Below are 19,222 nucleotides of genomic sequence, written 5' to 3'. Positions count from 1 at the left end.
ACCGCACGGGCGGTCCGGAAGAAGCGCGCTGACCCGACAATCGGAGTCAGCGGCAGGAAGGAAGGTCCGGCGTCGCTAACGCGCGATTGCAGTCTGGGTGCCGGCACACGCCGGCGTACGAGATCGACTACCAGGGCTTGCGTCCACGAAGGACTCTCCTGTTTCTTGAGACAGGGCGGATTCTATGCGCGCCTTTTATGAACGCACAAGCAAAAATTGCCGGCAGTGCTTATTCGTTTGAAAAAAGCTGCAGTGCCCATGCCGCGCTGAACGGATTCAAGCCCGGCGCACTAGCGTTCCCGCGTTGCTCCTTTGCCACACTGCAAGCTCTGCAGTCACCGTTGGGCAGATGCAATTCTAAGAGGAGAGCAAAACGATTTGCATCCAACTGCAAGTAACGGAATCGAAAGAAAAATCTTCAAAGAAATCGTTGACTCTGTGCAAGCGTCGTCACTAGAATTCGGATGTTTTCACGAAAGGGGCATATGCCTTGGACAGTAGCAGTAGTCGACCTTCGAACGGTTTTTCTGCCTGACCGGCACGACGCCCGCCTGGATTCTCCCCTAGCCGCCGTCCTGCCAGCAGGCAGACGGTGCGCGCCGCAGTAGCTTCCGCAGTTTCTTCCCGCGCATCTCTTCGATTGGCCACCGTCTTTGACGCGTGCGTTGTTACGCGCATTCGTCCAGACGATTCGGCGCGTCGGGCCATTGGCTCGCGGCGCCGCATGCTCACGCCGTTTTCGCGCGCCGAACGTCGCGCGCAGCGGCATGCGGTTACCCACGTCCATTCAACGAGAATCGGACGCAAACGACGGAGGAGTTCACGATGCCCGACCCTGAGCCTGGTTCCAGTATGACTCGCCGTGCGTTCTCGCTGAACGCCGCTCGCTTCGCCTGACCTCCTGGCCGCACACGTTCCTCCCGCACGCCCGAGCACTTCGGCCCGTGTGAACTGAACGAAGGCCCGGTCGACGGCGCCACGTTTCAAGCTATCGGAGGAATCACCATGCGCTTCGTACTCCTCATTGCGCAACTCCCGCGCGTCGAAGAAGCTCGCACGCACTACAACGACATGCTCGCGCTCGATGACCATTCGCCTGTATCGGCCCGCGTGGTCGCCGCGGTCCGGGCGGCCCTCTGGAAACTCGCTCACTAACACGGCCTGGCGTGACCGCCTGTCTCCCCATCGCTCCCGGCCGGCAGCAGGGCGAGACAGTGCCACACCTCGATCATCAAATTAAAAAGCCCTGCCAAGGAATAAACAAAATGTCCACCACACCAGCAAACATCGCGCCGCGCCGGGCCGCTGTGCTCGACGATGCACACATCGGCGATATCAAGGGTGCCTTCGGCACGATCTCCCACCACGACACCGCCCCGCGCAGCAACTGGATGGCGCGTCTGCGCACGCTGCTTGCCATCCTTGGCCCCGGCCTCATCGTCATGGTTGGCGATAACGACGCCGGCGCGTTCGGCACCTATACGCAAGCTGGGCAGAACTACGGCACGTCGCTGCTCTGGACGCTCGCACTGCTGATACCGGTTCTCTACGTCAACCAGGAAATGGTGCTGCGCCTGGGCGCCGTGACCGGTGTCGGTCACGCGCGCCTCATCTTCGAACGCTTCGGCAAGTTCTGGGGTGCGTTCAGCGTCATCGATCTCTTCCTGCTCAATGCGCTCACGATCGTCACCGAGTTCATCGGCATTACGTTTGCACTTGATTTCCTCGGCGTCTCGAAGGTTCTCGGCGTCTGCATCGCTGCAGTGCTGACGATGGCCGCGGTCAGTACCGGCGACTTCAGGCGCTTCGAACGCTTCGCGATCGTGCTGTGTCTGTTGAGTCTCCTGCTCGTTCCGGTGCTCGTGTCGATCCACCCGCCTGTGGGAGTCATTGCGCGTGACTTCCTCGTGCCGACCTGGCCGAAGCATTCGAAGCTCTCCGATGTCATGCTGCTCGTCATCGGCATCGTCGGCACGACGGTCGCACCGTGGCAACTGTTCTTCCAGCAGAGCTATGTGATCGACAAGCGCATCACGCCGCGCTTCATGAAGTACGAAAAGGCCGACCTCTGGATCGGCATCGCGTTCGTGATCATCGGCGCCGTGGCAATGATGGCCTTCACCGCCGCGCTGTTTGACGGCAGGCCCGAATTCGGCAATTTCACCGATGCGGGTGGGGTGATTGCCGGCCTGCACAAGTATGTCGGCCAGACGTCGGCGACGATCTTTGCGGTCGCGCTCCTCGACGCGTCGATCATCGGTGCCGCCGCAGTTTCGCTCTCGACGGCCTACGCGATCGGCGATGTGTTCAAGGTCAAGCACTCGCTGCATCGCAGTGTGCTCGACGCGAAGGGCTTCTATCTCGTCTACTTCGGCATCATCGCGCTCGCTGCCGCCCTCGTGCTGATGCCCGGCAGCCCGCTCGGCCTCCTGACCGAGGCTGTGCAGACGCTCGCCGGCGTGCTGCTGCCGAGCGCAACGGTGTTCCTGCTGCTGTTGTGCAACGACAAGGCGGTGCTTGGGCCGTGGGTGAATTCCAGGAAACTGAACGTGTTCACGGGTGCAGTGATTGCCGTGCTCGTCGTGCTGTCGATCATCCTGACGTCCGCCACCGTATTTCCGGATATCAGCGGTGCGGCGATCGTCGAGATTCTCGTGGGCGGATGTGGACTTGCCGCCGCCGTGTACGTCGCGGTGGAGCTCTCGCGCAAGGCGCGCGGTAAGGCTGTCAACCATGATGCGCCGGCGCTCAACAAGCCAGCCCTCAAGGCGTTGCGCAACACGTGGCGCATGCCGCCGCTCGACGACCTGTCGGCGCCGCAACACCTGACGTTGTCGACGCGCGTGTGGATGGGCGTGCTGCGCACGTATCTCGTCGTCGCAGTGGGTCTCGTCATCGTGAAGGTCGTGCAGATGGCCATTCACTAATGCGGATGGGGCAGGCACACGTCGGTCTCCTTTTCACGAGCGCGCGGTGTGCGAAATTGAGCGCAGGCGCAGGCAACCTGTGCGCAACGGCTCCCTCATAGCGTGATCGGCCGGCCAGCCGCGCGGGGTGGGGGTGCTTCGCTGGCGTTTCTGCCTGGGTCGTGCTGTCGGGATGGGTCCGCGGGGCCCGGCAGGCACTTTCATTGGCGCCCGTTCGCAGAGGCAGTGTGGCCTGTTCGGATCGTTGATTGCCGCGCTTGGGCGCGTCTATACGACCGCAAGAGGTCACCAGGAAGCTAGGCCCGCCGCGAGCGGGCTTTTATTTGTAGTGTTGCGAAATGTACCTTGACCGGTGAAAGGTGTTTCTCTCAGCGCCAAACCACAGCGCGGGCTGTTGCTGACTGATGGTCCGCTGTACGCGCAAACGCCTTTCGTCTGGACCGACGAACAATGCGCCGACATATCTCGACGGTAAAAGGCGTCCCAACGACGATCTGAGGCCGCTGTGCGCTCCCTGGTCAGGGGCGGGCCAGCGAGCCGTTCTCCTGGCGGGTTTTCGCCCGTCGTGCCGTTCACGTCAGGTGCTCAGTCTGTACCTTCTGGACGCGAAACGCTGGTGCGGTAGCAATTGCTACGGACATCCAGACCCCATCGCGATGCACGTTTTGTCCGGGTGAACGTCGTCTCTGTCCATTGAGCGGAACTCGGCTCAGGCTCTAAATTGGCGGCATCAAACCCACCGGGCGCTTGCGAGAAATGCAAATACCGCGCGCCATCCCGTCCGAACCTTCGCCAGCGGCGCGCGAAGTTCGGACGGCCCTAGAGGAGACACCGCCATGGCCCATCAGATCACACTCCGTTTCGAGGACGGCGTGACCCGCTTCATAGAGTGCGCGGACGCAGAGCGCATCACCGATGCCGCGATTCGCGCGAAGATCAATATTCCACTCGATTGCCGTGATGGCGTGTGCGGTACCTGCAAGGCAGTCTGCGAGTCAGGCGAGTACGTGCTGGGCGACTGCGTGGACGATGCGCTCAGCCCGGAGGAGGTGAGCGAGCGCAAGGTTCTCACCTGCCAGATGAGTCCGCGTTCCGATTGTGTAATCCAGATCGCCACGAACTCCGCTGTCTCCGGCACCGGGCCGAGCTCCCACAGGGGGCGCATTGTCGCCTGCCAGCGCGCGTCGGACAGCACGATCGCCTTCTCGGTCGAGCTGGAGAACCGCGCGAATCTCAGCTTCCTTCCTGGCCAGTACGTCAACATCCGCGTGCCCGGAACCGATCAAACAAGGTCCTACTCCTTCAGTTCGGGGCCGTCGGAGCCGCATTTGTCCTTCCTTGTGCGCAACGTGCGCCAAGGGGCGATGTCGACCTGGCTGTGCGAAAGCGCCAAGGCAGGGGACGAAATCGAGTTTCGCGGCCCGATGGGTGGCTTCTATCTGCGCAAGATCGAGCGCCCGGTGCTGTTTCTGGCGGGTGGCACGGGCCTCGCGCCGTTCCTCTCGATGCTGGACAAGATCGTCGAGGACGGCGGCAGCCCGTACCCGGTTCACATGATCCTGGGCGTGAACACCGATGAGGATCTGGTTGGCGTCGACCGGCTCGAAGCCTATGCAGAGCGTCTGCCGAACTTCACCTATGCCTGCACCGTCGCCAGCCCCGACAGTGCCCACCCCCACAAGGGCTATGTGACGCATCACATCATCCCTTCGCAGCTCAACGACGGCGACGCGGATGTCTACCTGTGCGGCCCGCCGCCGATGGTCGATGCGGTGCGCAACCACCTCTCGGCCGAAGGGCTCGCGCCGCGCAACTTCTATTACGAGAAGTTCGCCGGTACCGGCCTGGTGGTGCAGACCGGCGAAGAGCGCATCGCGCCTGTCGATGTCGATGAAGCCTTCGACCTGCGCATGGCACTCGAACTGGGGGCCGCCCAGCTGACCATGGGCCGGCTGTCGAGCGAACAGTTGATCCGCTTCCGCCAGCTCGCCGAGGCGACGGCGCCGTTCGTGTCCGGGCAGCGCTTTACTGACGTGGCGCGCTATATCGAGGCAAACTACGCCTTCCACCTGTTCACGATTGAAGCCTCCGGAAACGCCCAGCTGATCGCGCTCTACCGGCAACTGGCCGTGCAGGACTTCATCGCGCGCGCGCTAACCGACCAGATCGAGATCGTCGGCGATATCGTCCAGCAGCACCGGGACATTGTCGGCGCCTTCGAACTGGGCGACCTGAACAAGGCACAAGAAGTGATTGCGCTGCATGCGCTCCATTCCAAGGCCACGATGAGCCGTGCGCTGGAGCGGCTGGCGCTGGGCAAGACGGCCCCTAAGGTCGCCGCGCCCCCAATTGCCGTGCCGCAAAGCGCGCCGCAGGTTTGCCCGTTCACGGCCAAAACGCTTCCGGCCTATTCACACGAACTGGACTGGCCCGAGGGGCTGGAGCCATTCAAGGTGGTCGACGACGGCTCGCAAGGCGACCCTTACGAGCACTACCGCTGGATGCGGGAACATGCGCCGGTGCTGCGTTGCCAGTCGGCGACTTCGGACGTGTGGTTCCTCTCGCGCTATGACGATGTCTACCAGGCGATCCGCAACCCGAAGCTGTTTTCCTCCGAGGTCGTCAGCCCGCCGCCGCTGACCTTCCTGACGTTGTTCGACGCGCCCGACCATTCGCGCTTGCGCAAGGTCGTTCAGCCATCCTTCCTGCCGCTGGCGCTCGATCCGTTTGTTGACCAGATCGCGCAAAGGGCGGAGGACCTGCTCGACGCGATGATCGCCAAAGGTGGCGGTGATGTCGTCAATGATTTCGCCATCCCGCTCAGCATCTCCACCATCTCCACGATGATCGACGTGCCGAACGAGGATGAGGAGAAGATGAAGTTCTGGTCGGACGAGACCTTTAGCTACTTCGGGCGCCTTGCCCGCAACGCGCCGGGGACCGGCACCGACGAGCAGAGCGCGCAGGCTTTCTTCGCATACCTGAAGGAAGCGATGGAGCGGCTCGCTCTCACCGATAGCCAGTCGATCGGCGGGCATATCGCGCGCATGTGGAAGGACGGTCTGCTTTCGGAAAAGGAAGCGAAAGAACTGTGCGCCTTCGTCTTCATCGCCGGGCACGACACGACGACCATCCTTGTCGCCAATGCTTTCCGCATGCTTGCCGAACAGCCGCATCTGCTGGGACGTATCCGCGGAAACCCCGCCGACGCCGATCGTTTCGTCGAGGAGGTGGCGCGCTATCGTGGCACCGTCCAGCGCGTGAGCCGCATCACCACCGAAGCCACCACGGTCGCAGGCATCGATCTGCCCAAGGGCGCGGTGGTGCGATTGCTGCTGTCAGCGGCGAACCGCGATAGCCGCAAGTTTGCCGACGGCGAGACATTCGATATCGACCGCGATTCCAGCGGCCACCTGGGCTTCGGCAACGGCGTGCACAAATGCCTTGGCGCGCCGCTCGCCAAGCTGGAGACGCTGATCGCGACCAAGGCTCTGTCCCGCAAGATCGGCGCCATTGCGCTCGATCCGGCAAGGCCGATCCAGTATGTGCGGGGCAACAATCTGACCAACTCCGGGCCGGAGCACCTGTTCGTCAAGCTCGGCGGGCTGTCGGTCTGAAACGGGTACGGGGGCGGTCGGGTCAGTCCGTGCCCGGCAAGGATCGATCGTGGGCCGCCAGGCGGTACTCGGTAGGCCGGAGTCCCGTTTGCTTGCGGAAAAAACGCCCGAAATAGGCTTCGTCCTGAAACCCCAGTTCACTGGCGATCTGCTTCACGCTGAGCGTCGAATAGCCGAGCAGCCGCTTGGCCTCATGGATCGAGCGTGCGTCGATGGCCTCGCTTGCCGAGATCCCGAAGGTGGCGCGGCAGATGCGGGAGAGCTGGCCAGTGGTCACGCCCATTTCGTCGGCGTAGCTGGAGACTGGCCGCCGCTCACGGCAATGGCGGTCGAGCAGGGCGCGGAACCGTTCGATCCGCGCCGCCATTGTCCGCTGCTCTGAGCTGGCCGAAAGACGGGCGCTCTCGCTGAGGCGCCCGATCTTGACGAAGAGGGCGATCGCCAGTGCCGCGCCTGCGGTGAACTGCCAGCGCTCGTGGCTCTGAGCCTCGTGCCCGATCGACTGAAAAAGCGTGTCCAGCGGTGTGCCGCGTTCGACATCGGGATCGACCGAGAGCACCGTTGGCGTGCGCATGAATTCCAGCAACTCGGGCGCGGCTGTCATCGCCAGCGATTCCAGCGCAGGCTGCGCCGCGGTGATGACGTGACCGTCGATGTCGCTGCGGAAGTGAAACCCGTGGACCGAGTGCGCTGGCACGACGATCAGGCATGGCGCAACGACCGCCCACGTTCTGCCGTCGATGAAGGTTTCGCCGCCCCCGCGGGTGACGTAGAGCACCTGGATCAGCGCGTCGTGAACGTGCGGCTTGATCTCGAAGTCGAAACGGCCGGCACGCAGGGGAATGGGCTCGTAATGCACCATGTCGACCCAGGATTGGCCGGCTTCCGCACCGTAGAGCGCGAAGTGCAGAACGCTCCGGCGGCGCTGTTGGTCATGGGCCATGATGCACGGTATGTCCTGTTATATGTAATCTCTGTCCATTGTTCCACAGGCGCGTGAGGCGTTCAATGGCGATACGGATTTCAGGTAGCGCAAATCCACGGAAAATTTAAGGGATAAATTGCATGGCACAGCAAATTGAAAATCGCGCAGCCGCCTCGGCCTCCTACGGGCTGAACTTCAATGGCAAGGTCTGCGTGATCACGGGCGCGGGTAGTGGCATTGGTGCCGGCATCGCGCGTGCCTTCGCCAGTGCTGGAGCGCATGTAGCGCTTGTGGACCGCAATCTTGCTGGCGCAGAAGCTGTCGCCGCCGCGCTGCGGGAGGCAGGTGCCGTGGCGCAGGCGTTCGGCTGCGACGTGTCGGACGAGGCTTCGGTTGGCGCAGCCGCCGACGAGGTTCGCTCAGCCCTCGGTTCGGCCAGCGTGCTCGTCAACAATGCAGGACTGCTACGCGCCGGATCGCTCGAGACGGTCTCGATCGCGGACTGGAACCAGGCCATTGCCGTGAACCTCACGGGCTATCTTCTCTGTGCCCGCGCATTCGGGCGCGACATGCTGGCCGCAGGCAAGGGCAGTATCGTGCACGTTGCCTCGATTGCGGCGTTCAATCCGCAGACTAATAGCGGTTCCTATAGCCCGAGCAAGGCGGGCGTGCTGCTGCTCTCGCGGCAGTTGGCGGCAGAGTGGGGCCCGCGCGGCGTGCGCAGCAACTGCGTGCTGCCCGGCATGATCCGCACCGCGCTGTCCGCGAAGTTCTACGAGGAGCCTGGCTTCGAGGCGCGCCGTGCCGCTGCCACCGCAAGCCGCCGCATTGGCGAGCCGGAGGATCTCGCCGGCCCGGCAATGTTCCTCGCCTCGGACCTCGCAGCTTACGTCAATGGCTCCGAAGTGCTCGTCGACGGCGGGCTCGATTGCATGCTGATGGACATGGTTCCGCGCCCTGGCTTTAACGCCACCCCGGCCGCGTGAGCGCCAACACACCATAACGAAAAGGAGAGTGGATATGGTCAAGGAGATCACTTGCGATCTGGTCGTGGTCGGATCTGGGGCAGCGGGCCTCGCCACCGCAATCACCGCAAAGAAGCGCGGCCTCGATGTCATCGTGCTCGAAAAGGAGCCTGTGTTCGGCGGTACTACCGCGCTGTCGGGCGGGGTCTTGTGGATTCCGTTGAGCAAATATGGCCGGCAGCAGAACCCGGCGGACACCGTCGAGCGCGTGCGCGAATACATGATGAGCGAGACGGGCAGCAACTACGATGCCGCCTCGGTCCAGTGCTTTATCGAGAACGGGCCGAAAATGGTCGAGTTCTTCGAGCGGGAGACCGAGATGAAGTTCGTGCCCACGCTCTATCCGGACTATCACCCGGATGCGCCCGGCGGCGCGGACATCGGCCGCTCGATCCTCGCCGCACCCTACGATATTCGCGGACTGGGCAAGGACATGCGACGCCTCAAGCCGCCGCTCGAGACGATCACCTTCATGGGGATGATGTTCAATTCCTCCAACGCGGACCTCAAGCACTTCTTCCGCGCAACCAGGTCGATTGTTTCGTTCTGCTATGTGGCTCGCCGTTTAGCTACGCACATCAAGGAGCTGGCGCTTTACCGCCGGGGGATCAACGTAACGAGCGGCAACGCGCTCGCTGCGAGGCTGGCGAAGTCGGCGCTGGCGATCGGTATTCCGATCCACACTTCGACACCCGTGAAGCAACTGCTGAGCAAGCAGGGCAAGGTAGTCGGCGTGCTCGCGAGCGCAGCGGACGGTGAGCTGCGCGTCGCCGCCCGGCACGGCGTCGTGCTGGCTTGCGGCGGCTTCCCTCACGATCTCAGGCGCATTGCGCAGGTCTATCCGCATGTGAAGCGTGGAGGTGAACATCTCTCGCCCACGCCCGTCGGCAACACGGGCGATGGACTGACCATGGCGGAGAAGGTGGGGGGCGCCGTTCAGCTTGGCTTCCCCGATGCGTCGGCGTGGATGCCTGTGTCGAAGGTGCCTTTCGGCAAGGGCCGCACGGGCGTGTTCCCGCATTTGCTCGACCGCTACAAGCCCGGCGTGATCGGCGTGCTGCGCAGCGGTCAGCGCTTCACCAATGAATCGAACTCCTACCACGACGTTGGCTCGGCGCTGATCCGTGCCTGCGAAGGTGAGCGCGAGACGGCGATGTGGCTGATCTGCGATAAGGTCGCGCTGGGCAAGTATGGCCTGGGCTATGCCAAGCCCGCGCCGATGCCGGTGGGACCGCTGCTGCGCAAAGGCTACCTCGTCAAGGGCGAGACGATCGGCGAGCTGGCCCGCAATTGCGGCATTACTCCCGATGCGCTCGAGAAGACGATTCGCGCCTACAACGCCGATGCCGTGCGCGGCGAAGACCCGGCATTCAATCGCGGCCGCACGTCGTTCAACCGCTATCTCGCCGATCCGGACAACAAGCCCAACCCTTGCGTGGCGCCGATTTCGACCGGCCCCTTCTATGCGGTGAAGGTGGTGATGGGCGATCTGGGCACGTTCGACGGCCTCCGGACCAGCGTCACCGGCGAGGTGCTGCGCGCCGACGGCAGCGAGATCGAGGGCCTTTACGCGGTTGGCAATGACCGACGCAGCGTGATGGGCGGCAACTATCCGGGCGCCGGTATCACCCATGGTCCCAACATGACGTTCGGCTATGTCGCGGGTAACGCCATTGCCAACAAGGCCACGACCAGCAAAGAGAAGGTGCACGCATGAGCCGCAATCCGATGTATCTGGCAAAGCCTCTCGTGGATTTCCGGATCTACACCATCGCGCTGCGCAAGATGCCCGAGTTCATCGAGGTGTTTGACCGGCTCGCCATGCCGATCCTGCTCGAGACCCTTGGGCACCCGCTCGGCTTTTGGACAAGCCTGGTGGGGCAGCAGAACCAGTTCACCCACCTGTGGGGGTATGACGATCTTGCGGACTACGAACGACGGTGCCTCGCACGCGATACGCATCCGGCTTTCCCCGCCTATCTCAAGGCATCGGGCCATCTGATCACGGCACAGGAGACACGGCTCATTCGTGCCGCCGCGCTGGGTAGTGTCGCAGCGTAAGCCGATACGCCGCTATCACACACCCGCTGCGGTTCTTTTCGCGTATCGCGCTACGACGGACCCAATGCCAGGTCGCGATGTGCAGCGCTCTGGAATTCGCGGGGCGTCGCGCCTGTCTGCTTGCGGAAGTAGCGGCTGAAATAGGCGCTGTCCTCGAATCCCAGGCTGTGCGCTATCTGCTTGACGGTCATGCCCGAGTAGACCAGATCGCGCTGCGCTTCGCGAATCAGATGGTCGTTGATCAGCGCAGTGGGTGACGAACCGAGTTCTTCGCGGCAGATGCGCCCGAGTTGCGGCGGGGTGACATCGAGCGCGGCTGCATAGAACTCGACCGGACGATGCTCCCGGAAGTGCTGGGCAATCAGCTCGCGAAAGCGTCTGATTTGCAGACTGCGCCGCGCGGCGAGCGCGGCCACCGGCACGTTGGCATCGTCGATAAGCCGTGCCGCCTGTACAAAAAGTGCCATTAACAGCGACATGCCCGCTGCCGCATAACCGGCCGCGCCGCGGCGAAATTCAGTCTCGAGCAGATGAAAGAGCGGCATCAGCGTCTCGTCGCTGGCTGCTGACCCGCGCACCGGAATGACGGCGGGGCGCTGGAGAACCGCGACTAGCGACGTTGAAACGGACTTCGCGATGGACTCCAGCGCGCGCTGTGCCGCCGTGACGACAAGGCCATCGATCTCCGGCGAAAACGCGAAACCGTGCACCACCTGCGCGGGAAGAATCACGAGGCAGGGCGGGTCAAACGGTGTTTTTTCACTCTCGATGACGACGTGACCACGACCGCTGCGGATGTAGAGAAACTGCAGCAGCGCGTCGTGACGGTGCGCCGGAATGTTCCAGTCGTTCGGCCGGCTGCGCTCGGGAATCCACTCGAAATTGAATGCGTCATGCCACGGCGGACGCGCGGCCGACGCTTCTCCGTACAGCTCGTAACTAGGGATTTTCCTCATGTCGCCTTCCCTGAGATGTACAGATTGTCCTGTTTTTCCACAGTTTTGTCCATGATCTCCCGGCGCCGTCTGCCTATACTTCAGGCAGGCGGAATCGACGAAGATTTTTCGCTGGAGACACAGGACACGCTTTGGCGTATGCCCTTCATGGGAGAGATTCGGATGCCTAACAAAACAAGGGAGCCAGCGCAGACTGGCTGAATGTGGCGGGGAAGGTGAGCGGGGCGGCGGCGGCGAAGACGTCGCGCGTGTCGCGCTCACGCTGCGCGAGCGCTGACACGAACCTCTCACGCCACGGCGCTGCGGCGCGCCGTGGCAGACACCGGCCGTCCCGCACCCGCGGGCACGGCGCCGCAAAAGAACGACATTGATCTCAGGAGACATCGCAATGGAAACGCTCGATCGCGTCGGCCCCGCCGGCGCGTTGCCCCCGCTTGTCCATCACGTTGCTGGAGGGCGGCAATGAAGACCTTCGAACGCGTAGTCGATACCCAGGCCTTCATTGACGGCCAACGCTTCTCCCCGTTTCAGTGGATCATTCTCGTGCTGTGCTTTCTCGTGGTCGCCGCCGACGGCTACGACACGGCAGCCATCGGCTTCATCGCGCCGTCGCTCGTGCAGCAGTGGGGCATTGCGCGTGTCGCGCTCGGTCCGGTGATGAGCGCGGCGCTGGTCGGGCTCGGCATCGGCGCGGTGCTGGCCGGCCCGCTCGCCGACCGGCTCGGACGCAAGACCGTGCTGGTGCTTTCCGTGGCGTTCTTCGGGCTGTGGAGTCTTGCGGCGGCATTTGCCGGCACGGTCGAGTCGCTGACCGTGCTGCGCTTCTGCACGGGTCTCGGTCTCGGCGCTGCCATGCCGAACGCCGTCACGCTGATGTCCGAATATGCGCCGACACGCGTGCGCGCGGTTGTCGTCAATACGATGTTCTGTGGCTTTTCCACCGGCCTCGCGCTCGGCGGATTCGCCTCTGCATGGTTAATTCCGCATTTTGGCTGGCAAAGCGTGCTGGTCGCGGGCGGTATCGGGCCGATCGTGCTTACGGTTCTGCTGATCCTGCTCTTGCCCGAGTCCGTTCAGTTCATGGCGGTACGTCAGCGTGCCGACGCGAAGATCGCCGGCATCCTCGGCCGTATTGCACCGGGCACGGCGTTCGATGGCTGCCGCTTCGTTGCGCCTGAGGGCGGCGTGAGCGCGAAGCGCGAATCGGCGATTCGCGTCGTCCTGTCGCGACAGTACCGCTTCGGGACAATGATGTTGTGGCTCGCGTACTTCATGGGTCTGCTGATCTATTACCTGCTCACCAACTGGCTGCCCACGCTGTTTCGCGACACGGGCTTCTCCGGCGCGCGTGCAGCCATGATGACCTCGCTTTTCCCGCTTGGGGGCGTGCTGGGCAATCTGTGCGTCGGCTGGTTCATGGACCGTCTCAACGCCAATCGCGTGATCGCCGCCACGTATGTGTTAGCCGCAGTAATGGTTCTGCTGGTAGGGCGCGGTGTCGGCCACCATTTGTGGCTCGGCACGCTCATCTTCTTGACCGGGACATTGGTCACGAGCGCAGTCACGTCGATGTCTGCGCTGGCCGCCGCGTTTTATCCGACGCAAGGGCGGGCGACTGGCGTTGCCTGGATGCTCGGCGTGGGGCGCATAGGGGGAGTGGCAGGGGCACTGGTCGGCGCAGCCCTGATGGGCTTTGGCTGGCAGATCGGTTCCGTGTTCAGCCTGCTTGCCGTGCCGGCGCTGGTGTCCGCGTGCGCGCTGTTCGTGATGATCGGGCGTGGCGCAGTCGCCTCGCAAACGCGCGCGCAACAAAGCGTGCCGATGCGCTAGGCAAGGGTCGGCCACGTCAGCATTCAGTCTCGGCGCGGCCTACGATTACACGAAGGGCAACGACGTCCACACACCGGATGGCGCAAGCGTCGGCAATCAGCATTTCAACCAGGTCAGTGTGATGGCCGATTACTTTCTTTCGAAGCGAACCGACCTCTATGCCAAAGGGCGGGTACGGCGTCCACCGGTGTGTCTGCAGTGGCTAACATCGGCAATGCCGGCGACTCGTCGAACAGCCATCAGGCGCTCGTGCGCGTCGCGTTTCGTCACAGGTTCTGAGCCATCTCCGCACGCACACGCGGCTGTTGCATCACGCCAATCGCCACGCGCTCACAAGGGGTGCGTGGCCTTGCGCCGGGATGCGCGATCGCGCTGGTCTCTCTGAAGAGCGGCCAGCCCGATACTGGCAACAGGGTTATCATTTTCGCCTGCGAAAGGCGTTTGGCGTCACGCCAGTGAATCGCTTGAAGAAACGCGTGAAATACGCGGGCTCCGTGAAGCCCAAAAAATCGGATACCTGATTGATATTGAGTGCGGTGTACGTGAGACTGCGCTTGGCCTCCAGCAACAATCGCTGGTGGACGAGGGCGAGGGCGCTTTTGCCCGCTATGCGCTGGCAAACCATATTCAAATACACTGGCGTCACGCCCAGGCGCTCGGCGTAGCGGCTGATCGGAAAATGTTCGCGGTAGTGTTTTTCGATCAGGCCGGAGAATGCCCTCAGGTAGGCCTGGCCGCGATCCTGAAGTTCGCCCCTTTCCTCGCCTTGCTGATCCTGGCGACTGACCCATACGACGAGCGCGCTCACGAGCGAGCGGAGCATCAAGTCCCTTGAAGGCGCGGGAAGGCCGTATTCCTGATTCAACCGGACGCACAGCGTGTTCAGGTAAGGCTGGTCGCTGCCGACCGAATAGCAGCCCGGGTGCTCAAGCACGCGGCGCGGCGCATCGATTTGCTGCTGAAGCCAGTTCATCAGCGGCGCAGCGATAGTAATCACATATCCGTCGACTTCCGGAGAGAACTGGAAGCCGTGCACGCACATCGGCGGGACGACCTGGACCGATGGCCTATCTATCCGTGTCATCTCGCCCTCAATTTCGAGCCGTGCCACGCCTTTCTGGACATACAGGATTTGCGCGAGGTCCGCGTGCCGGTGTCGCCGGATTTCCCAGTCATGCAAGCTGCTTCGCTCGGGTATCGACTCGCAGTGCAGCAAATCGAGCGTGCTCCAGTCAGGCCCTTCGCCGTATAACTTGAAGACGGGGATGTCGTGCTGCGCCGGATGCTTCATGAGTGTTCGATAGCGGGTTTTTCGGCCCGCATAGGACTTTCTAAAAGTCCAATTTTATTCGAAAAAATTGCCTTATCAGCGCGGCGGGTTTCTAGAAAAATACAATTCAACCGCGACGCTGCTAATTGGGGCTCGTAGAGCAAAGTAGAAGCCGCGGTGCAGACGATTACAGGAGACATCGGTCATGAAGACCAAAGTAGCGATCATCGGCGCCGGGCCGTCCGGCCTGCTTTTGGGACAATTGCTGCACAAGGCGGGTATCGACAACGTCATTCTTGAACGTCAAAGCGGCGAATACGTGCTCGGCCGAATCCGTGCGGGCGTGCTTGAGCAGGGCATGGTCGACCTGATGCGCGAAGCGGGCGTGAGCGAGCGCATGGATGCGGAAGGGTTGGTTCACGACGGCATCGAACTCGTGTTCGGTGGGCGGCGTGACCGGATCGACCTGAAGCAGCTCACGGGTGGCTCGTCGGTGCTGGTTTACGGCCAGACAGAAGTGACGCGCGATTTGATGGCGGCACGCGCGGCAAGCGGTGCGACCACGATCTACGAAGCGGCCAACGTTCAGTTGCACGACGTGAAGGGCGAAGCGCCCTACGTCACATTCGAAAAGAACGGCGAGACATACCGTCTGGATTGCGATTACGTCGCGGGCTGTGATGGCTTCCATGGCGTTTCGCGCAAGACGATCCCAGAGGAAGTGCTCACGCATTACGAGCGCGTCTATCCGTTTGGCTGGCTCGGCATGCTGTCCGATACCCCGCCTGTCAACCACGAACTGATTTACGCGCATCACGAGCGCGGATTTGTGCTGTGCAGCCAGCGTTCGACGACACGCAGCCGTTACTACCTGCAAGTGCCGTTGACCGAGAAGGTCGAAGACTGGTCCGACGAACGCTTCTGGGAAGAGTTGAAGACACGCCTGCCACAGGACGTGGCTGAGAAGATCGTCACGGGTCCCTCGCTCGAGAAGAGCATCGCGCCGCTGCGCAGCTATGTAGTTGAGCCGATGCAGTACGGCAAGCTGTTTCTCGTTGGCGACGCGGCGCACATCGTGCCGCCGACCGGTGCGAAGGGTCTCAATCTCGCTGCGAGCGACGTGAGCACGCTGTATCGGATTCTGAATCGCGTCTACCGCGACGGCCGCACCGATCTGCTTGAAAAGTACTCGCAGATCGCGCTCCGCCGCGTGTGGAAGGCCGAACGTTTCTCGTGGTTCATGACGAACCTGCTGCACGAGTTCTCGGAGCGCGACGCCTTCGACAAGCGTATGCAGCGCACCGACTACGACTACTACACGACTTCCGACGCCGGGCTCAAGACGATCGCGGAAAACTATGTGGGCTTGCCGTACGAACCCGTTGAATGAAGCAACTGTGATGTTCGCTTGATTCGCACTCGCCGGCTTTGCAGATGAATCGCGGGGTGCGCGGCCTGGTATTCCGAGCTCTCATATTCATCCGCCGGCATCCACGCCTTCTGCGATGCATGTAGGGACCTGTATCAGCCCGTCGCTACGAAACCGGTTGAGCCTTCCGGGCGAGCCGCCGCACGCGCTGGCAGGACGGGCCCGCTGAAAGCGCGGGCAGTCACGGGCAAGGCCCTCTGATCATCCCATTGGAGATTGGCCGGATGATCGTCGATGGGCGGGACAGGTCATGCCGGTCAGACGATCTCCGGCCGGCAGCGCAACACGCCCTCGTCGATGGAATGATCCACGAAGCGGTGGCCGTGCAACTGCGAACCTGCCTGCTGCCTTTCGCCGGGCGGCTGTGGGAAGAGGCGCGGCAATCCACGCCACGCGCACCATTTCGCCTGATGTGTTCCCGAAGCTCTGGGCACTCCCGGAGCCACGCATCGAAGCCGACTTCATTCGTCGACGAGGCGCAGGGCAGCGATGGTGCCATGCTGTCGGTCCTCGGCCGGCAGCGCTGTGCGCAGATCATCGACTTGGGCGACCCTTACCAGAAAATCTACGGGCGGCGTGGCGCGATCATTGCGATGGCGCAGATCGACGCGCCCGAATGCGCGCTCACGGAGTCGTTCCGTTTTGGCGCCACATGTGCCGTGGCCTGCAGATGCCAGAATTGTGATGAAATAATCTGCGTGCCTTTTGTCGCGCACATTTTGCACAGCGGCAATCGGTCGTCACCGGTCGGTGCAGCCATCCGTGCCTTAGGTGCAGGCGATGGTGATGGTTGATCGGACGGACTACACTGACGAGCGGGAGCCCTTCATGGGCTGCAGAGGAACGGCGCTTCGACGCCGGCTTGACGACCTGACGACGGCTTGCTCATGGTTGATGAAGCGAAATATCCGACGTCCTACGAATCCGTGATGTTCGCGGACGTAAGCCGCAGCACGGAGATTTACGAGACCGTTGGTGACATGGTTGCCTTCGAGGCGATTGCGCAGTGTATTGCGGTAATGAAATCGTGCGCGGAAGCCTTGGAGGGGCGAATCGTCAAGACCATTGGCGACGAAGTCATGGCGGTGTTTCCGTCAGCCGGATATGCGATGCAGGCCGCGATCGACATGCAGATGGCCGTCTCGGAGTTGCCTGTGCTGGTGGGGCAGCCGATGTCGCTGCGTATCGGTTTTCATCACGGTCCCGTGTTGCCTGATGAAAGAGGAGACGTGTTCGGCGACACCGTGAATCTGGCCGCCCGACTGACGGAGCTTGCTTCGCCGGGGCAGGTCGTCACGAGCAAGGACGCCGTAGAGTGTCTGCCGGCGCGACTGCGTCAGATGGCGCGCTATCTTTACCCGATACAGGTGCGGGGAAAAAGACAGCCAACGGAGTTGTTCGAGGCGATCTGGCAGCAGGGCGCCGATCTGACAGTTATGGGTAACGACCTGACGCGCCTGCCTTGTGCATCGTTGTTGACCCTGCGCTATGGGGAGGCGGGCATGGACATGAGTGAGACGTCCTCGCTGGTGACGATCGGCCGTGGCGCCAACATGAGCATCGTCGTGCGCGATTGCCGGGCATCGAGGGTGCACGCGTCGATCGAGTGCCGTGGCGGAAAGTACGTGTTGCGTGACTGCAGTTCTAATGGCACGCGCATCACGATCGACGGTGGCCATGAACTGATCCTGCGCCGCGACGAGGTGACGCTCTGGGGGCACGGCTGGATCTCATTCGGGCCGTCCGACGGCGAGGGAGCGGAGCGCGTGGAGTTTTCCTGCACACGTCTGCCCAGACCGCCGGGTTGATCGACGGGCTCTGGTGCAAGAACATCACCGCTTCAGGCGTCGCAGGTTACAGGGGCACATCCTGTTTTTGGAGGTGAAACACTGATATGGCGCTGATATTGACTCCTATCGTCAACCCGCTTTCACAGTGATTCAGCCGTAGCGTCCAAAAAGCGCTCTATGAGCAACGAATCCCCTGATGACATCGCTGCTAAATGGAAAGGAGGTGAATTTCCCAAATCGACCTCGTAATCGCGCACAAAACAATCGAATTCAACCTCTGCTAACGTTTGGTTTGATACGCGCGTGAGTCCGGGCCAGCATTGCCACTTGTCTCGACTCTACGCAGCCAACCGAGCGGGACATGGCATGCGTCTATTTTCCTGTGTCTTCTTTCTGGCCGTCGCAGCGTATCTTTGCGCGATGGCCGCACTGTTTCTGATGCAGGACAGCATCCTGCTGCCATCTACGCCTGATGCAGCCGATCTGCGGACGGTCACGCACGCTGGCGACGAAATCGCTGTCTTGAGGACGCACGGCGAATACGCGGGTTATGTCGTGACACCGGCCGGAAAGCGGGCGCGTGGCACGTTTATCGTCTATCACGGAAACGAGGAGTCGGCACAGACCAAGCTGCCACTCGCTGATGTCTTCGTGCGCAATGGATATCGCGTCGTCATCGTCGAGTATCCGGGACACGGCAACCGTTCGGGCGCACGCACGATGAAGGCGGCGGTGGCGGCCTCGCGCGAGGCCCTGGCGGGAACGCTCGCTCAATGGGGCGGCCCGGTCTTTCTGATCGGCGAATCGCTGGGCGCCGGCATGGCGTCGCAGGTGACAAAAGGCAACGAGGCGGCGGTAGCGGGCGTCGTGCTTATCACGCCGTGGGACACGCTCGCCGATGTCGCCGCGGAGAAATACCCGCTTTTCCCGGTGCGCTGGCTGCTGCACGATCCCTTCGATTCCGTCGCCGCACTGTCTCGCTACGACGGGCCGGTCGTCATCGTCGGTGCGCAGCAGGACACGTTGATTCCCGTCGCGCATGCGCGCCGGTTCGCGAGCGAACACGATCACGCACGGCTTCTTTTATTACCGACAGCCGATCATGACGACTGGTTCGGGGCCATGAGTCAGGGCGACTGGAAGCAGATCCTCGCGTGGCTTGGCGCCGGGTGAAGCGGCGCTGACAGGGTCTGGGGCAGCGAGGCCGCTAGAGTTGTGCCGGTTGAATCGCAAATTTGACATAATACTAATTATCGCAGTTTTTATTGTTACGGCTTTTTAGAAATGTCCGGTTCTGGCTCATTAGAAATGTCCGATTCCTGTCCCGGTTGACGCGCACGCTCGCGTGAGGCGTCGACCAGGGGCGAACCATGAACGGACGTGAGCTGATCA

14 protein-coding genes and 1 pseudogene are annotated in these 19,222 nt (G+C 62.3%); 12 read left to right on the top strand and 3 right to left on the bottom strand.

The annotated features are described in order from the left end of the window. The first annotated feature begins 1,005 nt into the window (after window positions 1–1,005). From VSR34_RS19925 to benC, 3 genes are all read left to right on the top strand, one after another. A complete protein-coding gene (locus VSR34_RS19925; RefSeq protein ID WP_342963285.1) occupies window positions 1,006–1,155 on the top strand; it encodes a hypothetical protein in 150 nt (49 codons plus the stop codon). A gap of 110 nt (window positions 1,156–1,265) precedes the next feature. After that, window positions 1,266–2,927, top strand: a complete 1,662-nt coding sequence (locus VSR34_RS19920) for an NRAMP family divalent metal transporter (protein WP_342963284.1) — start codon at window positions 1,266–1,268, stop codon at window positions 2,925–2,927. An 836-nt stretch (window positions 2,928–3,763) separates the two neighbouring features. Next, window positions 3,764–6,544: a benzoate 1,2-dioxygenase electron transfer component BenC gene (benC, locus tag VSR34_RS19915; protein ID WP_342963283.1), complete on the top strand. Its 2,781-nt coding sequence runs from the start codon at window positions 3,764–3,766 to the stop codon at window positions 6,542–6,544. 22 nt (window positions 6,545–6,566) lie between these two features. Here benC and VSR34_RS19910 read toward each other — a convergent pair whose 3' ends face one another. Next, the gene (locus VSR34_RS19910; RefSeq protein WP_342963282.1) at window positions 6,567–7,487 is read right to left on the bottom strand and encodes a helix-turn-helix domain-containing protein; all 921 of its coding nucleotides are present in this window, start codon (window positions 7,485–7,487) and stop codon (window positions 6,567–6,569) included. A 122-nt stretch (window positions 7,488–7,609) separates the two neighbouring features. Between VSR34_RS19910 and VSR34_RS19905 the strand changes: the two genes are divergently transcribed. From VSR34_RS19905 to VSR34_RS19895, 3 genes are read left to right on the top strand one after another with little or no spacing between them, the layout of a single operon-like run. Continuing rightward, window positions 7,610–8,455, top strand: coding sequence for an SDR family oxidoreductase (locus VSR34_RS19905; protein WP_028212405.1), 846 nt, complete (start codon window positions 7,610–7,612; stop codon window positions 8,453–8,455). A 13-nt stretch (window positions 8,456–8,468) separates the two neighbouring features. After that, window positions 8,469–10,211, top strand: coding sequence for an FAD-dependent oxidoreductase (locus tag VSR34_RS19900; protein WP_342963341.1), 1,743 nt, complete (start codon window positions 8,469–8,471; stop codon window positions 10,209–10,211). Beyond that, entirely contained in the window at window positions 10,208–10,555 is a 348-nt protein-coding gene (locus VSR34_RS19895) for an NIPSNAP family protein (RefSeq protein WP_028212407.1), read from the top strand. The genes VSR34_RS19900 and VSR34_RS19895 overlap by 4 nt, the downstream gene beginning before the upstream one ends. Before the next feature lie 50 nt (window positions 10,556–10,605). Here VSR34_RS19895 and VSR34_RS19890 read toward each other — a convergent pair whose 3' ends face one another. Continuing rightward, entirely contained in the window at window positions 10,606–11,511 is a 906-nt protein-coding gene (locus VSR34_RS19890) for a helix-turn-helix domain-containing protein (RefSeq protein WP_028212408.1), read from the bottom strand. Window positions 11,512–11,973: 462 nt separating this feature from the next. Here VSR34_RS19890 and VSR34_RS19885 point away from each other — a divergent pair, with 462 nt between their 5' ends. Further along, the gene (locus tag VSR34_RS19885; RefSeq protein WP_342963281.1) at window positions 11,974–13,341 is read left to right on the top strand and encodes an aromatic acid/H+ symport family MFS transporter; all 1,368 of its coding nucleotides are present in this window, start codon (window positions 11,974–11,976) and stop codon (window positions 13,339–13,341) included. 40 nt (window positions 13,342–13,381) lie between these two features. Next, window positions 13,382–13,620: pseudogene (locus VSR34_RS19880) on the top strand (porin); the annotation flags it as partial. A gap of 139 nt (window positions 13,621–13,759) precedes the next feature. Here VSR34_RS19880 and VSR34_RS19875 read toward each other — a convergent pair. After that, the gene (locus VSR34_RS19875; protein ID WP_342963280.1) at window positions 13,760–14,632 is read right to left on the bottom strand and encodes a helix-turn-helix domain-containing protein; all 873 of its coding nucleotides are present in this window, start codon (window positions 14,630–14,632) and stop codon (window positions 13,760–13,762) included. 184 nt (window positions 14,633–14,816) lie between these two features. Between VSR34_RS19875 and pobA the strand changes: the two genes are divergently transcribed. The 4 genes from pobA to VSR34_RS19855 all read left to right on the top strand — a co-directional run bounded on the left by pobA (window position 14,817) and on the right by VSR34_RS19855 (window position 19,003). After that, window positions 14,817–16,001, top strand: coding sequence for a 4-hydroxybenzoate 3-monooxygenase (gene pobA / locus VSR34_RS19870; protein WP_028212410.1), 1,185 nt, complete (start codon window positions 14,817–14,819; stop codon window positions 15,999–16,001). Window positions 16,002–16,264: 263 nt separating this feature from the next. Beyond that, window positions 16,265–16,834: a hypothetical protein gene (locus VSR34_RS19865; RefSeq protein WP_028231245.1), complete on the top strand. Its 570-nt coding sequence runs from the start codon at window positions 16,265–16,267 to the stop codon at window positions 16,832–16,834. 93 nt (window positions 16,835–16,927) lie between these two features. Continuing rightward, window positions 16,928–17,848, top strand: a complete 921-nt coding sequence (locus tag VSR34_RS19860; protein ID WP_028212412.1) for an adenylate/guanylate cyclase domain-containing protein — start codon at window positions 16,928–16,930, stop codon at window positions 17,846–17,848. Window positions 17,849–18,196: 348 nt separating this feature from the next. Continuing rightward, window positions 18,197–19,003: an alpha/beta fold hydrolase gene (locus tag VSR34_RS19855; RefSeq protein ID WP_028231246.1), complete on the top strand. Its 807-nt coding sequence runs from the start codon at window positions 18,197–18,199 to the stop codon at window positions 19,001–19,003. The last annotated feature ends 219 nt before the right edge of the window (window positions 19,004–19,222 follow it).

The sequence above is a fragment of the Paraburkholderia sp. JHI2823 genome (assembly GCF_038900695.1).
In the GTDB taxonomy this organism is placed as follows: Bacteria; Pseudomonadota; Gammaproteobacteria; order Burkholderiales; family Burkholderiaceae; genus Paraburkholderia; species Paraburkholderia mimosarum.
The sequence above is the reverse complement of the archived record's forward strand: the minus strand, read 5'-3'. Positions and strand labels throughout refer to the sequence as shown.

Excerpts from the sequence above, each read along its gene's own strand:
- VSR34_RS19905 (WP_028212405.1), top strand. The coding sequence starts at position 7,610 with ATGGCACAGCAAATTGAAAATCGCGCAGCCGCCTCGGCCTCCTACGGG.
- VSR34_RS19920 (WP_342963284.1), top strand. The coding sequence starts at position 1,266 with ATGTCCACCACACCAGCAAACATCGCGCCGCGCCGGGCCGCTGTGCTC.
- VSR34_RS19925 (WP_342963285.1), top strand. The coding sequence starts at position 1,006 with ATGCGCTTCGTACTCCTCATTGCGCAACTCCCGCGCGTCGAAGAAGCT.
- VSR34_RS19855 (WP_028231246.1), top strand. The coding sequence starts at position 18,197 with ATGCGTCTATTTTCCTGTGTCTTCTTTCTGGCCGTCGCAGCGTATCTT.
- VSR34_RS19910 (WP_342963282.1), bottom strand. The coding sequence starts at position 7,487 with ATGGCCCATGACCAACAGCGCCGCCGGAGCGTTCTGCACTTCGCGCTC.
- VSR34_RS19895 (WP_028212407.1), top strand. The coding sequence starts at position 10,208 with ATGAGCCGCAATCCGATGTATCTGGCAAAGCCTCTCGTGGATTTCCGG.
- VSR34_RS19865 (WP_028231245.1), top strand. The coding sequence starts at position 16,265 with ATGATCGTCGATGGGCGGGACAGGTCATGCCGGTCAGACGATCTCCGG.
- pobA (WP_028212410.1), top strand. The coding sequence starts at position 14,817 with ATGAAGACCAAAGTAGCGATCATCGGCGCCGGGCCGTCCGGCCTGCTT.
- benC (WP_342963283.1), top strand. The coding sequence starts at position 3,764 with ATGGCCCATCAGATCACACTCCGTTTCGAGGACGGCGTGACCCGCTTC.
- VSR34_RS19885 (WP_342963281.1), top strand. The coding sequence starts at position 11,974 with ATGAAGACCTTCGAACGCGTAGTCGATACCCAGGCCTTCATTGACGGC.
- VSR34_RS19890 (WP_028212408.1), bottom strand. The coding sequence starts at position 11,511 with ATGAGGAAAATCCCTAGTTACGAGCTGTACGGAGAAGCGTCGGCCGCG.
- VSR34_RS19860 (WP_028212412.1), top strand. The coding sequence starts at position 16,928 with ATGGTTGATGAAGCGAAATATCCGACGTCCTACGAATCCGTGATGTTC.
- VSR34_RS19875 (WP_342963280.1), bottom strand. The coding sequence starts at position 14,632 with ATGAAGCATCCGGCGCAGCACGACATCCCCGTCTTCAAGTTATACGGC.